This is a genomic window from Bacteriovorax sp. Seq25_V, assembly GCF_000447795.1.
Classification (GTDB): Bacteria; Bdellovibrionota; Bacteriovoracia; order Bacteriovoracales; family Bacteriovoracaceae; genus Halobacteriovorax_A.
On sequence record NZ_AUNI01000020.1, the window covers coordinates 214,485 to 233,764 of the forward strand.

Here is a 19,280-nt window from a genome sequence, read left to right on the forward strand (position 1 = left end):
TTAGGTAATAGAAACCTTCTTTGGAGATTAGTATGAGTTTAAAATTGATTAAGTTAAGTCCACTTATTGCCCTGATGGCATTCACATCATGTACATCAGATACAAATTTCAAAAGTAATCTAGAAAAAACACTTTCTGAAAACCCTGAGATAATTACTGATCTAATCAAAAAAAATCCAGAGAAGTTTCTAAGCGCATTCCAAGATATGGCCAAGGATGCACGTCGAAATGCTGAAAAAAATAGAGCTGAACAGGAAACTCAAGAAATTGAAACTTATCTTAAAAAACCAATGAAGTTTGAAGTCAGAAAAGATGAGTTGATTCGTGGAACAAAAGACGCTCCGATAACTATCGTAGAGTATTCAGATTTTCAATGTCCTTTCTGCGCAAAAGGTGCAGAAATAGTTGATGAAATTTTGAAAAAATACGACGGAAAGGTCGCGTTTATTTATAAGCATCTTCCAATTGATTCTATCCATCCTACTGCAAGACTTGCTTCTAAATACTATGAAGCAGTAAGAATTTTAGATGGGCAAAAAGCATTTAAGTTTCATGATATTTTATTACAAAATCAACAGAAGATTAGATTAGGTGAAAAGTATCTTGAGTCTGTTGTTAAAGAGTTAGGATTAAATCTTTCGAAAGTTAAGAAACTTGTAAAAAGTGAAGAAGTTTCAAAAAGAATTGAAGCCGATGAAAAAGAAGCCGCAACGCTTGGATTTAGCGGAACTCCAGGATTTCTAGTCAATGGAATTCCTGTTAGAGGAGCTTATCCTGTTGAGCACTTCGATAAAATAATATCAAAAATTTTAAAATTATAGGTTCTGAAGGATATTGATATCCTTCAGGTTTATGTTGTCTCTTCCTGGGCCAGACGCAAGTCTGGCCCTCCCTTTTTCATTTTGTATAAGGTAGGTAAGCCGCCCCGATAACGCCAGCAAAGTTCTTTGTTCCTGCGATATCAATTGAGCATTTGTAAGACGGGTTAAACTCTTTAATAAGTCTCGCATATTCAGCTTTCAGATTCTTTAGAAATAAATCTTTGATTTTGATTAAACCACCTGAAATATATATTCCTTCGAGATTAAAGCCGATTGATAAATTGAAGCAAAGCATTGCAAGAGCAGCCGACATATCATCAAAAAGGTCTTCGTGTTTATTTCCATTTTGCTTATGTGCAAGGACGAGTTCTTCCACAGAGTTATAGTTAAATCCTTGTGCCATTGATCTTTTAATTAGTCCGGTTCCTGAAGCTATTCCCTCGACAGTCATAAGTGAGTAATTGTCTTTTGTGTCTCTTAGGCGCTTTATATCTACTAGCATATGTCCGAATTCTGATCCCATTCCATTGGTTTGGCAGGGACGATCATTTAGGATTATCCCTGTTCCGATTCCTGTTCCAACAGTAATCACAGCATAGCTTTTCTTATCCTTTGCTAAGCCGTGCCAACCTTCTGCATATGCTGATGCGATAGCATCATTTTGAAACACAATTGGTGTTTTAAATCCGGCCTCGGCAAGAGAATCTTTTAAGAGCTCCCTAATTGCTACTGTTTTCCACCCTTTGAAATTTACTGGATTTATAAGGGAGCCAGTTTCAACATTTAGTGGACCAGCACTTGCAAGACCTATCCCTTTAAAGTTTTTCCCATTGCACTCTTTGGGGAATCTTTTTTTGATATCAATAGCAATATCAGTCATAAGAGCGATAAGTCTTTTTTGAGAAACCTTTGGGCTTTTATCTTGCTTGATATCTGTTGGTACTTTTATATATTCGATTATTGTGCCATTACCATCAATTAGTCCTGCCGCTAGTTTTGTTCCACCTAGGTCAATTCCGATAGTATATGATTTCTTTGAACTACTCATTATTCTGCTCTCTCTAAAACAACTGCTGTCTTACTTTTAATTTTAAGTGCTACTTTTTTACTGTCATCAATAACGTATTTTGTTGCACAAGATACATCTAGAATGTTGCAATAACTTCCGGCCGGAAGGGAAGTTTGAAACTGCATCTGAAGATCTTTGGCAGAATTGTTGAGTACAACAAAACCTTTTGTTCCTCTTCCGAATGCAAGAATGTCTTTTCCATTTGTCCACCAGTTACTAACATAGAAAGAGTCAGATGTTCTATTTCTAAATCCAACCAGTGGATTGATATAACTTCTTTTATGCTCACAAATAAAAGGTGCCTGACATTCACGTTTTTCATTAAATACAGTTCTTGTCTGTCTTAATTCATCTAAAGGAGGTCCCTCGTCAAAAGTGTTGAATTTGTAACCAGTGTAAAGTTTTGGATAACCATACGGATAAGTCAGCATAAAAATTTGTGCTATATCAAACTCTTTCTGCTCATAATTCGCACTAAGTAGCTCATTGCGATCTTTATGCCTTTGTAGGTCGTGATTATCTACCATGACAACTGCATCCATAGATGAAGGAAGAGAGTTTATCTTATTTTGTAATGAACCAAGGTCAAAGTTTTTAAAAGCATTTCCGATTATATATGGATATGAGTAGGCGAGAACATCCCCATTTTTAATGTAATCTGAAACTTTGAATGGATCATTTCCAGTGTTTACAACTTCCTGGTAAATATAAACTTTTTTCTTGAGCTTTCTAACAATCATCCCAATCTCTTCGGCCTTGATGTGTTTGGCCGCATCGATTCTAAAACCTTTTACACCGAGCGAGATTAATTTATTGAGATAGCTAGCAAGTTTATCTTGAACTGTAGGAGAGCCTGTATTGAGGTCTGCTAAGTTTAATAGCTCACAATTTTGTAGCTCATAGAGGTCGTTGAAGTTTAAGATGTCATCATTGTCATTTTTACCACAGTGATGGAAATCTTTGTATTCATAGATACCTTCATAGTTGTAATGATCAAACTTAGTGCCATTATAACCAGTGCCTGACAGCATCCCTGTCATGTGATTTAGAATAACATCAGCATAAATATCAACCCCATGCTCCTGGCAGGTCTTTATCATTTCTACAAATTCAGCTTCTGTTCCAGATCGTGATGTTAAGTCATAGCTTACAACTTGGTATCGTTCCCACCATGGATTCTTTGGCCAGTTGAGGTGTTCATGTGGTGGTGAAATTTGAACTGCTGAAAACCCATTTGGGCCAAGGTTCTCTCGGCATTCGGTTTCTATATCTGACCACTTCCATTCAAATAATTGAACCATTACAGTGCGTGGAACTGTTTTGATTGCAAAAACATTAACTGTGAGAAGTAGGAGGGTAAGAAACTTAGTCATTTACTATCCTTTGTCCTGACTTATCAAAGAAAATGATATTTTTAAAATTTAATGTGAATTTTATTTTTTGACCAATTTTATAATTTGCAGTTCCTGTGATTAATCTAATTTGTACATCTTGATAATCAATATACAGTAGCAGAGTCGAACCTAAGTTTTCAATAAAGCGGATCGTTGCTTCTGATCCATTATCATCAATACTAATATCTTCTGGTCTTATTCCTATCGTTGAAATTTTGTCCGTGTAAGCTCCCATAGGAAAGCTAAACTTCGTGTTTTTCGCATTAAAAATATTATCACTAAAGTGGCCTTCGATTAGATTGATTTCTGGACTTCCAATAAAGCGCGCAACAAACTCACTTTTTGGAGAGCGGTAAATTTCACTAGGTGTATCAATTTGAATGATATTACCTTTGTTCAATATTGCAATTCTATCACCCATTGTCATTGCTTCAGTTTGATCGTGTGTTACATAGACAATGGTACTTTTGTATATTTCATGAATCTTTTTGATTTCGATTCTCATTTGTTGTCTTAAATGAGCATCAAGGTTTGAAAGTGGTTCATCAAATAGAATAATCGGTGATCTCTTTGCGAGAGCACGGCCAAGCGAGACTCTTTGTCTTTGACCACCAGAGAGTTCTTTTGGCTTACGATCCAGTAACTCATTTATTTGTAGAAGACTTGCAATTTCTTTAATTCTCTCATCGATTTCTGATTTTGGTTTTGATTTGATTTTTAAAGAGAAGGCCATGTTTTCATAAACTGTCATATGGGGATAAAGGGCATAGTTTTGGAAAACCATAGCAATATCTCTGTCTGCGACAGGAGTCTTCGTTACATTTTTTTCATCAATGATGATATCACCAGAAGTCGGCATATCAAGACCCGCTATTGATCTTAGTAATGTTGATTTTCCACAGCCAGATGGTCCAACCAGAACAAGAAATTCACCAGCGTTAATATTTAATGAAATACCATTTAAAACGTTGTGCTTGTCATAAGATTTAACAATATTTTTTAATTCTAAATTTTTCATTTTTAACCTTTTACGCTTCCGACAGTAAGTCCGGATACTAAGAATTTGGAAATAATAATAAATAAAACCACAACTGGAATACTAACGATTAATGCTCCTGCAGCATATAAACCCCATTGTGTTGAAAGAGATGATTGAAATGATTTGAGGCCCAATGGTAATGTGTAAAGCGCCGGGTCTTGTAACGTGATGGCAGCAACAAGATATTCACTCCAACTACTCATAAAACTAAATAGGCCAGTGATAACTAGGGCCGGTAGCGACATTGGAAGAATGATTTTGTAGAATGTTTGAAAGTTGGAACAGCCATCAACCTTCGCGGCCTCTTCAAGTTCTTTCGGGATTGTGTCGAAGTAGCCCTTCATCTGCCAAATACAGAAAGGGAGGGCCGTTGAAGAATAGATGATCACAAGTCCTAGGAAGTTATTAATAAGATGAAGCTTTGAAAGAATAATAAAAAATGGCAGCATCAGCATTGTTGCTGGAAACATTTGTGTTGTTAAGATAGAGAAAAGTAAAAATTGTTTCCCTTTAAATTTATGTCTTGATAGTGAGTAACCGGAAGTCGCCGCTAAAGTTACTCCAAGCAGTGTTACAACAAAGCTAACTAGTAGTGAGTTGTACAGCCACGTCAAAAACGCTGTCTCTGTGAAAAGCTTCACATAATTGTCGAAGTTTGATGTCGAAGAAATGATTTTTAATGTTTTTGCGCCAAAAGCATTATCCCCACGTAGCGAAACGGAAAGTACGTATAGTACTGGAACAATTGAGAATAAACATCCGAGTAGAATAACAATATATGATGTAATTTTTTTAACCATTATAATTCTGCCTTTGCTGATTTTTTGTTGATGTAGTTAGCGCCCAGACTTGCAAGTACGAGGATAACAAAAATAATCACAGATAATGCTGCCGAGTAGCCATAGCGATAAAGGTTAAATGCTGCCTTGTAAACATAACTTACTAGAATATGTGTCTGGTCAGCTGGTTCCCCTGAGTTACTGACAAGCCAGATAACGTTTAATGTATTAAATGTCCAAATACAGCCAAGAAGTGCTGCAGGCTTAATTACTGGTGTAATCATTGGCCATGTAATATGGAAGAACTTTTGTAATGGGTTAGCACCATCAAGCTCTGCTGACTCATAAATACTTTTTGGAATAGATTGAAGCCCACCTAGTGCGACGATCATCATAAATGGAAAACCTAGCCACACATTTGTGAGTAAGCATGCCGCAAAAGTTGTCATCGGTTGAGATAACCATTGAATAGGAGAGAGTTGGAGATATTCTTGTAGAAATAAGTTAATTGGTCCGTACTCTTGATTAAACATTCCTCTCCAAGTAAGAGCTGTAATGTATTGAGGAATGGCCCAAGGAATAATTAAAATTGTCCTCCAGATATTTTTCTTTGGCATCACTTGCTCAATAATGACGGCAAGAATTACACCGATAGAAACGTGAAAGAACACATTCGTTAAAGTCCAGATGATAGTCTTTAGAAGTATTTCATAGAACTTTGGGTCTGTTAAAACTTCAATGTAGTGATGTATACCTATTAAGCTCCAACTTTCAAAAGTATGAAGGCTGAAGTTAGAGAAAGAGAGTAGAATATTATACACAAATGGAAAAAGAACTACAGATAAAATCCCAAGGTATGCAGGAAGAATCATGACATAAGGAAAGTGATTTCTTTCCATAATGTCAGTTACTATTTTCTTTAGACTTTTCGCGAAATAGAAAAGAATGATAATAATAACAACAGCAAAAAGCGCATAGATAACGTTAAGTGAAGCATCAGGTTTTAAGATCTCATTCATTTGAGAGATTTGTTTTTCTGCTTTTTCTTGGGCAAGTGAAGCAGCCTCTTCAGGCGCCATATTTCCTGCTAATACAGATTGATAAAGTCCTCTTAGAGAGTCCCAGATAGCACGGACTTCAGGCACAATCGGCATTGGTTGTCCTGTTTTCATAATCTTTGAAGCTTCGTTTAAAATAGGATTCCCTGTAACCAGTTCTGTTTCTCTAATTTTATAGCGAGATGGAAATGTCGAAATTTCCTTTGTAAAATACATCTGAATTTCTTCACTTGTGAGGTAGCGAAGAAGTTTGATGGAAGCGTCTTTCTTAGCCTGTGAGTGAATATTCTTATTGAGAGAATATCCTGTTGTCCCAACAAGAGGAGCTGGATGTTTACCAGATTTTTCAATTAATGGAAAGCTTGCAACTCCAAAGTCTACACCTGCAGCCTTGTAGTCTCCCCATGACCAGTCTCCGTTGATGATCATGGCCGCACGACCTTCTTTAAATAGGGCATTGGCCGCTTCGTAGTCACACTCAAGTGGCACAATTTTGTAGACTTCTTTAAAGTCGTGCATCAGTTTAAAAGCATCAATCATTGATGTTGTTGCAAGATTTGGAATATTGTCATCTTTGATGAAGTGCTCTCCAAAACCAGTCACCCATGGGACAAAGAAGAATGGCTCAGTATAGTTAAAGGCCAGGCCATATCTGGCACTAGAATCCTTACCATTAGCAGGAGAGGTATTTTCTTTAGCGACTTGAATGAACTCCTCAAGAGTTTTTGGAGGAGTTTTTATAAGGGCCTTGTTATAGATTAACATTAGGAAATTTCCAACTGAGTTTCCTAGCATATATAGTTCGTCATTGAACTTAACTCGCGCTAGCGGATCAAAGTCCTCAAGCTCATCTTGTTTGTAGACATCATCAAGGTTTTGGAGAAGACCCATGGTTACGAATGGCCCGACTTGATCACTTGGTCCAAAAATAATTTCTGGACCACTTCCTCCCATGGCCGCTGATTGAAATGCAGATCGGAGTTCTTCTGTTTCGCGGTAGATTGATACGACTTCAATATCCGGGTTTTCTCGTTCAAAGTCTTTTATTACCTCAGCTAAAACTGAACGATGAGAGTAGATCATCTGGTGCCATAGCTGAATTTGTGTTTTATTCGAAGCAATGGCACAAGTACTAATGATGATTGAAAGTATGAGTTTTAAAAATTTATTAGTTTGCAAAATGGCTATCCTTTCTAACTAAGACAACAATTGAGCGCGGTGGAACTGTAGTCTTTCCGTCTTCGATTGAAGTGTTGCTCAAAACTTCATCTACTCCTGGAGTAAGATACTTATGCAGTGTCCACTGAGGATTAATTATCTCATTGTGTAGAGTAGTTTCTTTGTTGCTTGCATTAAAAAGAATAATCATTTCTTCTTTTTTATTGTTGAGATACATCGAGATGAAGCCAGGGATTTCACCGTCTTTATTTGATAGAAAAGTTACTTCGTCCTGTGCTCGCTTTAGATCTTTTATATCGAAAAGAGAAGAGTGCTTTCTGATTTTTAAGTATGCTTTCACCATTTTCAAATTGTCTTGAATATTAACTTTTTCGACATAGGTCGCGGGGTCATTCAAGCGTGGAAGCCAAAAGCTCCAGTCATCGTAGTTTTTAAAGCTAACTGGAAGACCCTTTGCCCAGTTATTCCACTCAAGTGACCAATCAATTACATTGAACCAGTCTCCTGAATCGTAGCTGTCTGCATCTCCAGATTTTGATCTAAGTAGCTCACTTCCACCTTCGATAAATGGTACTCCTTGTGAGAATATTACGAGTCCAAGACTTAAGGCCGCTATTCTTTGTTTCGTCTGGGCCGTTGTTACAGATGGGTGTCTATTTGGTGTATGAAAAGGAACTTTTGCATTAATAGCATCAAATAAAGAATATCCGTCATGAGCTGAAACATAGTTTACAGTTTCAATCGTTGTTTTCGAGTATGCTGTTGGTGTTCCTCTAAAATGCAGATCTTTTGCCGGCATAATATATCCATTATGATCTTTAATTTTATAATCTCTTAAGTTTCCAGCAAGAGCGATCTTGATAACATCACCTAGATGGAGGAGTTTTCCTCTTTGTTGCCATAGATCTGGAGAAGTATTTCTGTTGGCGATCTCACTATTAAAGTCGTAGAAGAGTCCTGTCGCAAAACCTTGATCTGACTTCTCTGTTGGACTAGTTGTTCCCCCGCGGATTGCATCTCTAATTCTATCATTGAATTGACCTATGCCTGCACCGTATGAGTTTAGTTGAACAAAAGACTTTTGATAGTTAGTCGATACTAGTGAGCCGTAAGTCCATCCTTCTCCATAGAGATAAATATTTTTTCCGTCTACTCCATCGTTTTCTAATGTTAGTTTTTCAATCTCAGATTTAACCTTTTCCATATTCTCTCTTGTGTGGAAAGACATAAGATCAAAACGAAGACCGTCGACTTTATAATTTTTAATCCAGTAAATGGAAGTATCAATCATCAGCTTTTCCATCATTTTGTTCTCACTCGCAGTATCCGAACAGCATGATGAATTGTAGATATATCCATACTCATTTAAGCGATAGTAGTAGTTAGGCACAACTTTATTAAGTACAGAGAAACGATCATTCCCACCAGAGAATGTATGATTAAAAACAACATCGATAATAACTTTCAGGCCAATCTTTTTAAGGGATAGAACCATCTCTCGAAGTTCAAGCATTCTTGATGTGCCAGTTGGCGCAGTTGAATAACTTCCTTCTGGTACAAGGTAATGAAATGGATCGTAACCCCAGTTATAACTATCGTTAAAACGTGTTTCATTAATTTTTTCTTGTGGGTCTTTTGAAGCCCCAACAATTTCATCACTCACGTCTAGGTTTTGGATTTTTGACTTATCCTCTTCGACGCTTGCAAAATCATTTAGAGGAAGAAAGTGAATATGTGTAATTCCACTTTGAGCAAGTGCTGCTAGATGCTTCCTTGCTTCTGATGTCTCAAGCGTTAAGGCCTTAAATGTTCCTCTTAGTTCTTTTGGAACGCCCTTGTCATTAGCTGTAAGATCTCTAATGTGAGTTTCGTATATAACTATGTCTTTGTTAGGGTCTTGCTTTTTATCTGTCCAATTCGCCGGTATTGTTTCTTGGTCATTGATGTCTACTAGTTGAGACATTACAGAGTTTGTTGTCAGGTTGGTGCTGTATGGATCAGTTACTATATTCTTAACGATTGAGTCTTGAGCTGGGTCAAATACAGTAATTTCGTATAAGTAGAAATACTTATTATATTCAGTTGAAAGATTTGTTTTCCAAACTCCTCCATCTTCTTGAAGTTTAACTGATTCTATAAGTGAGTTAAGGTTATTTGCTTCTTTATATATCTTAACTGTTACATCGAGAGCTGTTGGGGCCCAGAGTTTTAGTTGGATGTTATTTCTTGAGTATTTGACACCAAGATCATTTCCAGCATAGAAAAAATACTTGTCGAGAAGTTTTGCAATTTGCACAGAGGTAATATCAACTTGCTGTCCTGCAAAGTTTAAGAGTTCGATTTTTAAGGGACCTTTAACCAATTCGAGTGCCTGGTCCTTTGTTAAATTTGGAGTATTGAAGCTAATTTTATTGTTGAAAGAAAGATTTGTTGTAATCGGATAACTTAGTTTTTTCAAAGGGTTTACAATTTTTGCACTCGTGATTTCGTGGATACTTGTTCCATTTTCAAGCGTAACTGTTATTGTATTCTCCTGCCAAATACCTCTTGATGTAATAATGAGATTAGCTTTGGCAAGCGTCGTTACTGCGTAAAGAAGTAGTGAAATAGTGACAAGTATCCTTTTCATTTTAATTCCCCGTTGTGCTTGAGTTTCTTGCTTCTTTTAAAATCGCAAGTGTCTTTTTCACTTTCTCTGAGTGTGTAATCTCATTTAGATCAAGTGCAAACTTTCTCCTCCAGTTTGGATATTCTTTCCATGTTCCTGGAATATTTTGTGGTTCTCTTTCTCCCCAGATATTTTCGAGGTTGATAACCATTTGTTCTGCTTGTGAGTTTGCAAGCTTCTTTGTTAGCTCAAATTGAAACTCTTTCGAATCAACTTCCCACCTTTTTAAGAAATTTATTCTTTCATCTTTTATTCGATGAGCATTACTTTCAGAAAGAATACCTAGTGAAGAAACGAGAGATAAGTCTGAGCCATCAAGGTAGCTTTCAAGCATTGGCATATCATGTGTATCAAAACATAGAAGTTGGTTCTGTTGAATTGATTTAAGAGCTGGGGCCTGGTCTTGGTGTGCTTCAAATTGCCATACCCACATGCCTTTAACGTTTCTTTCTTTCATCAGTTTATCAACTTGCTTTGGTACAGTTCCAAGGTTTTCACCGATGAGACTTACTCCCATGCGAGATGATTCAAGCACTGTAATGGCCATTAACTCATCTTTGGGGAATTTTAAGTAGACGCCTTCTTTTCCTGTGTATCCTTTAGGCACACAGTAAATGCGATAGAGTCCCATAATATGATCAAGTCTTAAAATATTTGAGTAGCGTAGGTGGCTTTGTAGTGACTTCTTGAAATATGTATAATTGTCTTTTCTAATCCCAAATGGGTGGAATGAGGGGAAGCCCCAATCTTGACCAAGTGAGAAAATTGGTTCAGGAGGCGCACCTACAGAGACGGCTTTAAAGAAGACATCACCATTATTTTGAAAATCGAAACCTGAGTCATTAACACCAACAGGGTAATCCATGTAGAGGCCAAGACCAGTATCCTTTTTGAATTCTTTTAATTCATTGCACATTTCAAACTGGCAAAAACGATGAAAGTTTTGTTCTTTGACATCTGAACTTCTAAATCTTGCATATTCATCTATCTTTGGATTTTCTGATTTAAATTGTTGGTATTCCGGCGACTGATCTTTTTTAGATGAAAAGAACTCTTCACTTAGAATTGAAAGTACCTTCTTTTTGAGCTGATAGCATTCATAGTATTGTACAAACTTATTTGCTCTTAGTTTCTCTTTTTCTGCTTTAAAAACATCTGAATCCATTAGCGATTTTGCTTCCTTGCTTTCGTACTTTGCTACAAGTCTGTCTAAATCAAGATAGAGTTCATTCCAAAATAGTCTTGTTAAAGATGAGTAAGGGCTTGGATCACAGTCTGGAGTATCAAAGTTTGCAGCTAAAATAGGTAGAAGTGAAATCCACGATGCCCCATTCTCTTTTAGAAGGGGAGCAAGATCTCTAAGTTCTTTGAAGCTTCCAATTCCAATATCGGACTCAGATTTTAAAGCGTAAATTGGAACAAATGGTCCCCATTGTTTTTGATCTTTAATCTCAATATGTTTAGGAGCAAAAATAATATTTACGGCCTGGTTTTCTCCTTCAAGATTTAATTGGAGGCGGTGATAGCCAATAGGTGCAATATTTTTTGGAATAATTGCTACACTTTTAGTTCCAAGTTCTGTTTTATACTTGTCTTTAATTGAAAGAGTAATATTTTTTGAAGTTCCATCTTCTAATTTTAAAATTCCTGAGAGTTCGTTTGTCAGGGGAGATTCAGTATAGATTAGAAGTTTTGATTCTTCATTTTCCCAAAGCACAATATGACTATCAACTTTGTCTTGGTATTTTTTCTTTTTTAGATTTTCAAATAAATCGATCAAATCTTGATCTTTGGAAATTTTTAATCCACAAAGATCCTCAATAATACGATGAAGTGACTTCATTGCTGCACGAATATAATCACCATTGACGTCAATATATCCTGTTTGAATGTTGAGGGCCAAGGCTGCTTTTCTTAATAAATTTGATTTTAATTCCATAAAATTTTTTTTGGTCAGTTTTTAGTTGATTAAATTAGTTTTGTATTAGAAATATATTAATGAACATATAACAACAAATCAATTAACTTGGATGCATATGAAGACTTTCTTATCATTTTTATTGTTACAGGCAGCGTCATTAACTGTTTATGCGGATTTTTCTGTTGCTCCGCATGCTTATATTCGCGGAGGAGTAGGTAATTCACTCTCAGGAGAGAAGCAACAATGCTTTAATAATCGATATTCTTCAGGGAATGAGTTTCGTCTTGGTAATGAGTGTGGATATTACATCGAACCACGTATGGAAGTGACAGGAAAGAATTCTGCAAACACAGAGTTTACAGGCGTTCTTACTTTTGCAATTTCTCCAAAAGGTGATGCGCAATACGGTGATGAAAACAATGACATTGATACTATCGAAACTTACTTAAGTGTTAAGGATGAAAATACAGCATGGTCCTACTGGGTCGGAAAGAGATTTTATCGCGATGCTGATGTTATGATCAATGACTTCTATTACTTTGCTCAAATGAACGGTGTTGGTGCTGGAGTTAAAGATATTCCGATGTTCTCTGGTAAACTTTCTCTAGCTTATCTTCAACAAACCTTAGATCAAGGCAATGATACAAAGAAAGTAAAATCTTATTTCGATTTAAGACTATTTGATATTGCTCTGACTAAAAATCATTCGATAAATTTATGGGCAGTATATTCACGTGCACCGGATGAAAAGTTTGGAACTAGTGAATATGAGAATCTGACTGGTGGTCTTTTTGGATTTAGACTTAGAAGTAATCTTCCAAAAGGTTTTAACGATTTCACTATAATCTATGGTGAGAAGTTAATGGGCGACTTAAATATCTACGGTAGTAATAAGCTTCAGTCTGGAACAAATAATTCAGATAAGTATAACCTGAGATTTGTTGAGCATTTAGTGACAGGAATTACTGATAAAATCAGCATGGCCGTTGCGCTTGTTTACGAAAATAAAAATGATGGGCAGAAGCATATTAATTGGTATAGTGCTGGAGTTAGGCCTCGTTATGCGCTTAGTGAAGATCGTGCGATTCTTACTGAGTTAGGTTATTCTCTGGTAAATTATAATCATTCTAATTATTATCTTGCGAGAACAACAATTGCATATGAGATTGCGTATAATAATTCGATCTTTTCAGGAAGCTACCTTCATTATTATTTAAGTAATACGCAGTGGAATCCGGCGAGTAAGCCTAATTATTCTGACATGGGCCACGGTGTGAATCTTGGAGCCATAGCAGTTATAAATTTTTAAAAGTCAGCAATTTTACTTTCAAGCTCAGGGAAATCGATAAAAGGATTTCGAGTTCCCTGGTAGGCGTGAACGATATTATTTTTCCTTACTTCAAATTCACTAACTGGATCTAACTTGTGCCATCTTCTAAGTGAAGTTTCTTCAACTTCTCCTAATGGAAGATTATATTTAACAGAGAAGTACATTAGAGATCTTGCAATATCTCCTTTTACTTCAGTTGGTGGTTCGAAAAACATAGTCATCGATTCAGCATTATTATGTCCAAGCTTCGGACCGTCACAGGTAAGTTTTGTGACAACCTCATCAACGTCACCAAACTGATGATTATAGCGATCGCGATTAACGATTGTATCGGTAGGGTAGAGGTGATGTATATCTGAAAGCATTTGCTCGTATTGATCTGGATTTTCATCCTCATCAACTTCAAATCTTGAGCGAGGCCAAGTGTGTTCTGTATTTAAAATATTACCATTTGGAATTTGATTTTCTTGAAGTCTTATTTGCGCTCCATCAACAATTTGTCCATCAGTATAGGTCTTACCACAGTAAATTTCAGTCACAGTATGTTCTTCTGTTGGTTGGTAAACCTGTCCAAAAAGAATTTGGCGCGCCCTCTTATATCCTAATGTCGTGTGTGAGTAGCAAGTTCCTTCGTCACATTCATTAGAAAGACGATCTGGAGCATTCTCAATAATAATATGGGCACTATTTAAAATAGTTCTAAGGATACTTTTTATGTCGCCGGATTTTTTTTCAAGAAGTTCTTGTCCGTAATAGAGAGACGGATCCTTCTCATAGTAACTGATATCAACAACAGGTAGCTGACTTCTGTAAAAACCGAAGCAATTGAAGCTAATTAAGAGCGTAAGGGACAGATTTAGTTTATTTCTCTTTGATATTTTCACGATTTAATAGTTACCATACTTTGTCCCATGATCCTTTGAGGGGGTAATATTTATAGGAATTTAGATAATCTTGTCTAAGATCTGCCTAGGATTTATTTGTTTATAAATGAGCTATAATGAGTCTATGAATACTAAAAATAGACCGAAAATTGTTATTAGTGGATGCTTACTTGGACAGAATATTCGTCATGATGGAGGACATCAACGAGATGTCTGGATTACTGATATCCTCTCTAAGTTCGTGGACTTTCACCCAGTTTGCCCTGAAATGACAATGGGCCTTGGTACGCCAAGGGAGACTTTGCGAGTTGTTGAAGGTGGTGATGGCCAGCTCAAACTTCTAGAGAATAAATCTGGCCGAGATCTTACGATGGAAATTGAGGAGAGCTCAAGAAAAATAATTGCGGCCTTTCCTGAAGCGGATGGAATAATTCTGGCGAAAAAGTCCCCAAGCTGTGGGTATCGAACAACAAAAATTTATGATGAGAAATCGGGAAGACAATTGCGAAAGGCCCATGGGTTCTTTGCTCAATCTGTAATGGACTCGTTTGCTAATTTTCCCATTATAGATAGTGGACTTTTACATGATCCACTTTTAAAAGAACTCTTTGTTCGAAATATTTATTGTCACTTTGAACTGAAGAAAATTGGTGTTTCAACTGCTGAGGTTCAAAAGTTTCATCAGCGCTTTAAATATATGCTGATGGAGCATGACCCAAAAAGCGTTGCTAAACTTGGAACAATAGCGGCCAATAGTCTAAAGTCTAAAGATGTGAAAAATGATTACGCAATCGAATTTATGAATACAATTATGAGCTCAAAGCCAACTCTTAAAAAAAGAGCGAATGTTTTTTATCATATTTATGGCTACTTCAAAACAGACTTAAACAAGGATGAAAAAGATCATGTGCTGAATAAAATTGAAGACTATACAAGAGGAGAGACAAGTTATCTCTCATTGCTCGAATTATTTAGTTTTCTGGTTTCATCGAAAAATAAGGAGTACCTTAAAGAACAGGTACTCCTGGGACTGTATCCAAAAGAGCTTAAGCTGCTAAAGCTAATCGATTAGCAAAAAGAATTTGTCTTAATTTAATTTTGTCAGTTAATGAGAGGTCCATAAATTGTACTCCGATACCATCTGGGTACTGACCTCTTGCTGATACTTTTCTTACAATTTTAGCCTTACACTGAATAGGATTTTCATCACCGATTAAAATTTCGATAATTTCACCACTTTTAAACATATGATACTGGTCTTCAAGTTTTACTGGGATGAACGCTCCTCCGACTGAAAGGTCATGAGTCATACCTAGATCCTGAACTTCATCATTAATCTTCGTAGCGATGTGTTGGTGAATATTCTTTCTTTCAGGAACTCGCCACCAGTGATTTTCTGGATGGTTCATTACATCTGTTTCGTGACTTAGAAGAAAGTATGCCGTTGTCGAAATGAACATAATTGTACTTAAGATAACACTATAACTTTCAAAGTCATTTCCATACACAAGAACAATTGAATTGTTGAGACATACAACACCAATTGATAGAGGAAAAGACCATTTTACATTATCTGAAGCCTTCATACAGTAGTAGAAGTTATAAGCACATGTTGCAATGACAAGAATATTGAAAATTGTCATCTTGTTAAAAATTGCATTTAACTCCGTGATCCCGTGATTATATAACATCCCAATTTGTACTGGAATACTGCACGCTATGATTAAGAATAGTGCAGCATATATATTAAAGATTAGCGGCTTGATTTTCATACTTATCCTCCTGGATATTACTTGCAAAATGATTACAGTAACTCTTAATCTTACCAACATATTTTCTAGCTTCTAAAATTGATTTTGATTGTTTCCAAGCACGACCATCTTTTATAAGTCGTGTCTTGATACGGAACGGACCTGAGTTGTAACTTGCAAGAATAAGATCCGTTAACACTTGTTCCTGATTAAAGTTTGTTCCATAAACCCTTTCAATAAGAGTGATATTTCCTTTCCAGTAATTTTCAAGATACTTAATATATTCAATTCCACCGATGACTGACTTCTTACGGTCAAGTCGCCACTCATTTTTTTCATTGATCTTACCAAGTTCAATGAGTGCGCGAATAATTGGTACAGGGAGTTTCTTGATTCTACTGTCACTCTTCCAACGACGATGCTCATCAAGAATATGCTTATTTGCCAGTTCCGTTACTTGAGTTAGGCCAATAGCTTTTGCGTAACTTACCGCCTTAGGATTAAAACCAGACTCTTGAGCGATAAGGGCAATTAGAAGGTTTGGATTGATATTTGCCTTTTCTGATTCGGTTCTCACAAGATTTATAAATGACTGCTTAACATTGAATGGATCTGTGTTAACAATATTACTTTCTTCTTTTAGTAAGCATTCTGGTTTTTGATACTCAGTTGAAGAGACAATTCCACTTTCTGAATCCATATAGTAAGCAGTGATATCGTTGTCTTGAAATGGAAGTAGTCTGATATCTTTGATTTTAATAATCATGTTAAGCTTGTCTTCAAAAATAACTTCTCTAATTCCTTTAAAGCTTGTTGTAATGTCTTTATGATTCCAGAAGAGTCTAAGATTTTGTGGAAGCAGTTGCTTCTTTGATGATTTGATGATGACGTATACGTCATGATTATCATGCCAATTTTGCTTTTCTGGATAGAAAGTAATTTGAACTTTATTTTCCTCTTCTTGAGCAGGACTACGCGAAAGCTTCTTGTAGTCGTCCACCTTATCTTGTTCTGATTTAAGAAACATCGATATGGTCTCACTACCAAACGGATTTGTTGGACCTGCACAAGAAGTGAAGAGTATCGGCAGTATGAATGTCGTGTGTTTAATTATCTTTTTAATCACAATTACTCCTCATGGGTTATTTAAGTTAGTTTCACTTACTTAAAAACCTACTCATGAGAACTAACGTGCAGATGGATATATGAGCTTTTTGTCATTATATTCAATCTCACTAGTTGGAGACAGATTAATTACATATCTTAACAATTTAGTTCTAAGACACTAATTATTAAGCTTTTTTAATACTCGTTCTTTAGAAATTGATTTTTATTGGTTTTTCTAATTTGCCAAAAAAATTTGTGGGCCCAGTGATAAGGGCCCAATTTTACGGGAAGATCTCTTCTAGAGCCTGTTTGATTGTAGGGTATTGAAATTTATGGCCAAGGTCTTTTAGGCCCTTATTTTCAACTTGTTGAGAGTCGAGTAGGAGCGATGACATTTCCCCAAATATTAGCTTTAAGATGAAAGCTGGCACAGGGAATATGGTAGGTCGTTTTATCGTCTTTCCAAGTGTCTTTGTAAATTGATAATTAGAGACAACCTCTGGAGCCACAGCATTGAATACTCCTGCATACTTTTCATTAAAGAGAGCTTCGCAGTAGATCTTTGCCAGATCATAGCGGTGAATCCAAGACATTAGTTGTTCTCCACTTCCAATGATTCCGCCGACTCCCATTAGAAAGGGAAGCTTCATCTTAGCAATGGCACCACCATCGCGATCAAGAACCACTCCAACTCTTAGAGTTACGACACGACATCTTCCGTCTAAAGGTCTAAGAGTCGCTTCCCAGTCTTTACATACACCAGCTAAGAAGCCCTCTTGTTGTGGTTGCGTATTTTCGTTAATAACTGAGTTGTCATTACTAGGGTAGATTCCTATTGCTGATGTTTGGATAAATACTTTTAAATTTTTAGAATGGTTTAAAACAGAGTTTACAAGCGCTTTTGTGGCATCTACTCGTGAAGCATAAATTCTATTTTTTTGCTTCTCACTCCATCGCCCATTACTTATATTTTCACCCTGAAGATTGATAACAGCATCGATTTGCGATAACTCCTCTTGTGGTAGATCTGATACTGAATCCCAAGTAATAAACTTGATCTTTGGATACTTATCTTTCAGATGCGTATAACGATCGGGACTTCTTGTGGTCATGAAGATTGAGCTAATTTCACTGTGACTCTTTAGGAGCTCCAGAAGTTTCTCTCCTACAAAGCCTGTGCCCCCAGTAATTAATAGATTCATCCTACACTCCTTAAGTTGTACTAATTCTTTATGTAATTTTAGTTATATAGAGATTAAAAATATTTATACAAAACATAGACAAATCTATTTTTATTTTCCTTTTCCAATTATACTACCTTTATACGATGGAGGGGCATATCGAAACAAAGTATTCTATTCAGTTGGTCTCTAAGTTATCTGGAGTTGGGGTTCACACTATTCGTGCATGGGAAAAGCGCTATGATGCTGTTGTACCAAAAAGGTCGGCAACGGGTAGAAGAGAGTATTGCGATGTTGATTTGGAGAAGCTAGTTCTTCTAAATCAACTATGCACTCTTGGGCACAGTATTGGGAAAATTGCACCTCTTGATATCGCTGAGCTAAAAGAATTACTGGAAAAACTTGGTAAGGTTAATAGTGAGGATCTGGCGCCAGAGAAAATTTCAGGCGAACTTAATCTCAATCAGTCTCTTGATAATATGGTTATGGCCATTACTCTTTATAAACTTGATGTTATTGACCATGAGCTTTCAAAGCTTAAGCTCTTAGTTAATACCAGAGACCTCGTCATCAAAGTACTTATCCCACTTTTAAATAAGGTTGGTGCTCTCATTCAAAGACGTGAGTTATCACCTGCGGGGGAGTTAGCTTTTCACGGACTATTAAAATTTCATCTCGGCGAAGTTATTTATAAGTCGCGAAGGAAAAATCCTGGTCTTTCAAAAGTCATTGTTGCTGGAGGAGAGGGTTCTATTGAAGAGATTCCGCTTTTGCTTGTTTCTATTCTTTTAATTTCTAAAAATATTGAAGTTATTTACTTGGGTAACGATGTTTCTGCTGGAGCTCTGGTCGAGACGATTAATGCCACTGAAGCAAAAGGCGTGATGCTCTATCTCGGTCCACTAAGAGAAGAGAGAGAAAGTTTGTATCATCAGAAGTATATGGAATACTTAACTAAGAAAGTCTCAAATGATGTGCATTTCTTTGCTTTGAAATCAAATAGAGTTAAAGATCTAGAGGGGCCAGTGAAGAACTTCTCAATCTTTGAAAGCATTAAGCATATTGATCAAAGTATAAGCTTTTAAAGTTGTATAGAATT

Annotated in this window: 15 protein-coding genes; 4 read left to right on the top strand and 11 right to left on the bottom strand. The window is 36.4% G+C overall.

What is annotated here, in order from left to right:
- Positions 1–32: 32 nt before the first annotated feature.
- Entirely contained in the window at positions 33–821 is a 789-nt protein-coding gene (locus M900_RS13750; RefSeq protein WP_021275318.1) for a thioredoxin domain-containing protein, read from the top strand.
- Between the two features lie 76 nt (positions 822–897).
- On the opposite strand, the gene M900_RS13755 is transcribed toward M900_RS13750, so the two are convergent.
- Genes M900_RS13755 through M900_RS13785 form a run of 7 tightly spaced genes read right to left on the bottom strand, consistent with a single transcriptional unit; the run spans position 898 to position 11,946 of the window.
- Positions 898–1,869, bottom strand: a complete 972-nt coding sequence (locus M900_RS13755) for an ROK family protein (protein ID WP_021275431.1) — start codon at positions 1,867–1,869, stop codon at positions 898–900.
- Positions 1,869–3,263 carry an alpha-amylase family protein gene (locus M900_RS13760; protein WP_021275600.1) on the bottom strand — a complete coding sequence of 465 codons (1,395 nt, stop codon included), beginning with the start codon at positions 3,261–3,263 and terminating at the stop codon, positions 1,869–1,871. The genes M900_RS13755 and M900_RS13760 overlap by 1 nt, the downstream gene beginning before the upstream one ends.
- Positions 3,256–4,302: an ABC transporter ATP-binding protein gene (locus M900_RS13765; RefSeq protein WP_021275294.1), complete on the bottom strand. Its 1,047-nt coding sequence runs from the start codon at positions 4,300–4,302 to the stop codon at positions 3,256–3,258. Before M900_RS13765 ends, M900_RS13760 begins: the two co-directional genes overlap by 8 nt.
- Before the next feature lie 2 nt (positions 4,303–4,304).
- Positions 4,305–5,123, bottom strand: coding sequence for a sugar ABC transporter permease (locus M900_RS13770; RefSeq protein WP_021275289.1), 819 nt, complete (start codon positions 5,121–5,123; stop codon positions 4,305–4,307).
- Entirely contained in the window at positions 5,123–7,339 is a 2,217-nt protein-coding gene (locus tag M900_RS13775) for an extracellular solute-binding protein (protein ID WP_021275618.1), read from the bottom strand. The genes M900_RS13770 and M900_RS13775 overlap by 1 nt, the downstream gene beginning before the upstream one ends.
- A complete protein-coding gene (pulA, locus tag M900_RS13780) occupies positions 7,329–9,968 on the bottom strand; it encodes a pullulanase-type alpha-1,6-glucosidase (protein ID WP_021275627.1) in 2,640 nt (879 codons plus the stop codon). The genes M900_RS13775 and pulA overlap by 11 nt, the downstream gene beginning before the upstream one ends.
- Before the next feature lies 1 nt (position 9,969).
- Positions 9,970–11,946, bottom strand: a complete 1,977-nt coding sequence (locus M900_RS13785) for a 4-alpha-glucanotransferase (RefSeq protein WP_021275456.1) — start codon at positions 11,944–11,946, stop codon at positions 9,970–9,972.
- A gap of 97 nt (positions 11,947–12,043) precedes the next feature.
- Between M900_RS13785 and M900_RS13790 the strand changes: the two genes are divergently transcribed.
- Entirely contained in the window at positions 12,044–13,237 is a 1,194-nt protein-coding gene (locus M900_RS13790) for a carbohydrate porin (RefSeq protein WP_021275632.1), read from the top strand.
- On the opposite strand, the gene M900_RS17360 is transcribed toward M900_RS13790, so the two are convergent.
- Complete coding sequence (locus M900_RS17360; protein WP_021275557.1) at positions 13,234–14,142, bottom strand: endonuclease I family protein; 909 nt, start codon at positions 14,140–14,142, stop codon at positions 13,234–13,236. The genes M900_RS13790 and M900_RS17360 overlap by 4 nt on opposite strands.
- A gap of 124 nt (positions 14,143–14,266) precedes the next feature.
- On the opposite strand from M900_RS17360, the gene M900_RS13800 reads away from it, so the two are divergent.
- A complete protein-coding gene (locus tag M900_RS13800) occupies positions 14,267–15,214 on the top strand; it encodes a DUF523 and DUF1722 domain-containing protein (RefSeq protein ID WP_021275403.1) in 948 nt (315 codons plus the stop codon).
- Here M900_RS13800 and M900_RS13805 read toward each other — a convergent pair.
- The 3 genes from M900_RS13805 to M900_RS13815 all read right to left on the bottom strand — a co-directional run bounded on the left by M900_RS13805 (position 15,189) and on the right by M900_RS13815 (position 18,202).
- Positions 15,189–15,914 (bottom strand): PilZ domain-containing protein, encoded by a 726-nt coding sequence (locus M900_RS13805; protein ID WP_034732798.1) that lies wholly within the window; start codon positions 15,912–15,914, stop codon positions 15,189–15,191. The genes M900_RS13800 and M900_RS13805 overlap by 26 nt on opposite strands.
- Positions 15,889–17,019 (bottom strand): lytic transglycosylase domain-containing protein, encoded by a 1,131-nt coding sequence (locus M900_RS13810; protein ID WP_034732800.1) that lies wholly within the window; start codon positions 17,017–17,019, stop codon positions 15,889–15,891. The genes M900_RS13805 and M900_RS13810 overlap by 26 nt, the downstream gene beginning before the upstream one ends.
- 262 nt (positions 17,020–17,281) lie before the next feature.
- A complete protein-coding gene (locus tag M900_RS13815; RefSeq protein ID WP_021275666.1) occupies positions 17,282–18,202 on the bottom strand; it encodes a TIGR01777 family oxidoreductase in 921 nt (306 codons plus the stop codon).
- Between the two features lie 161 nt (positions 18,203–18,363).
- Between M900_RS13815 and M900_RS13820 the strand changes: the two genes are divergently transcribed.
- Complete coding sequence (locus M900_RS13820; protein ID WP_034732801.1) at positions 18,364–19,266, top strand: MerR family transcriptional regulator; 903 nt, start codon at positions 18,364–18,366, stop codon at positions 19,264–19,266.
- The last annotated feature ends 14 nt before the right edge of the window (positions 19,267–19,280 follow it).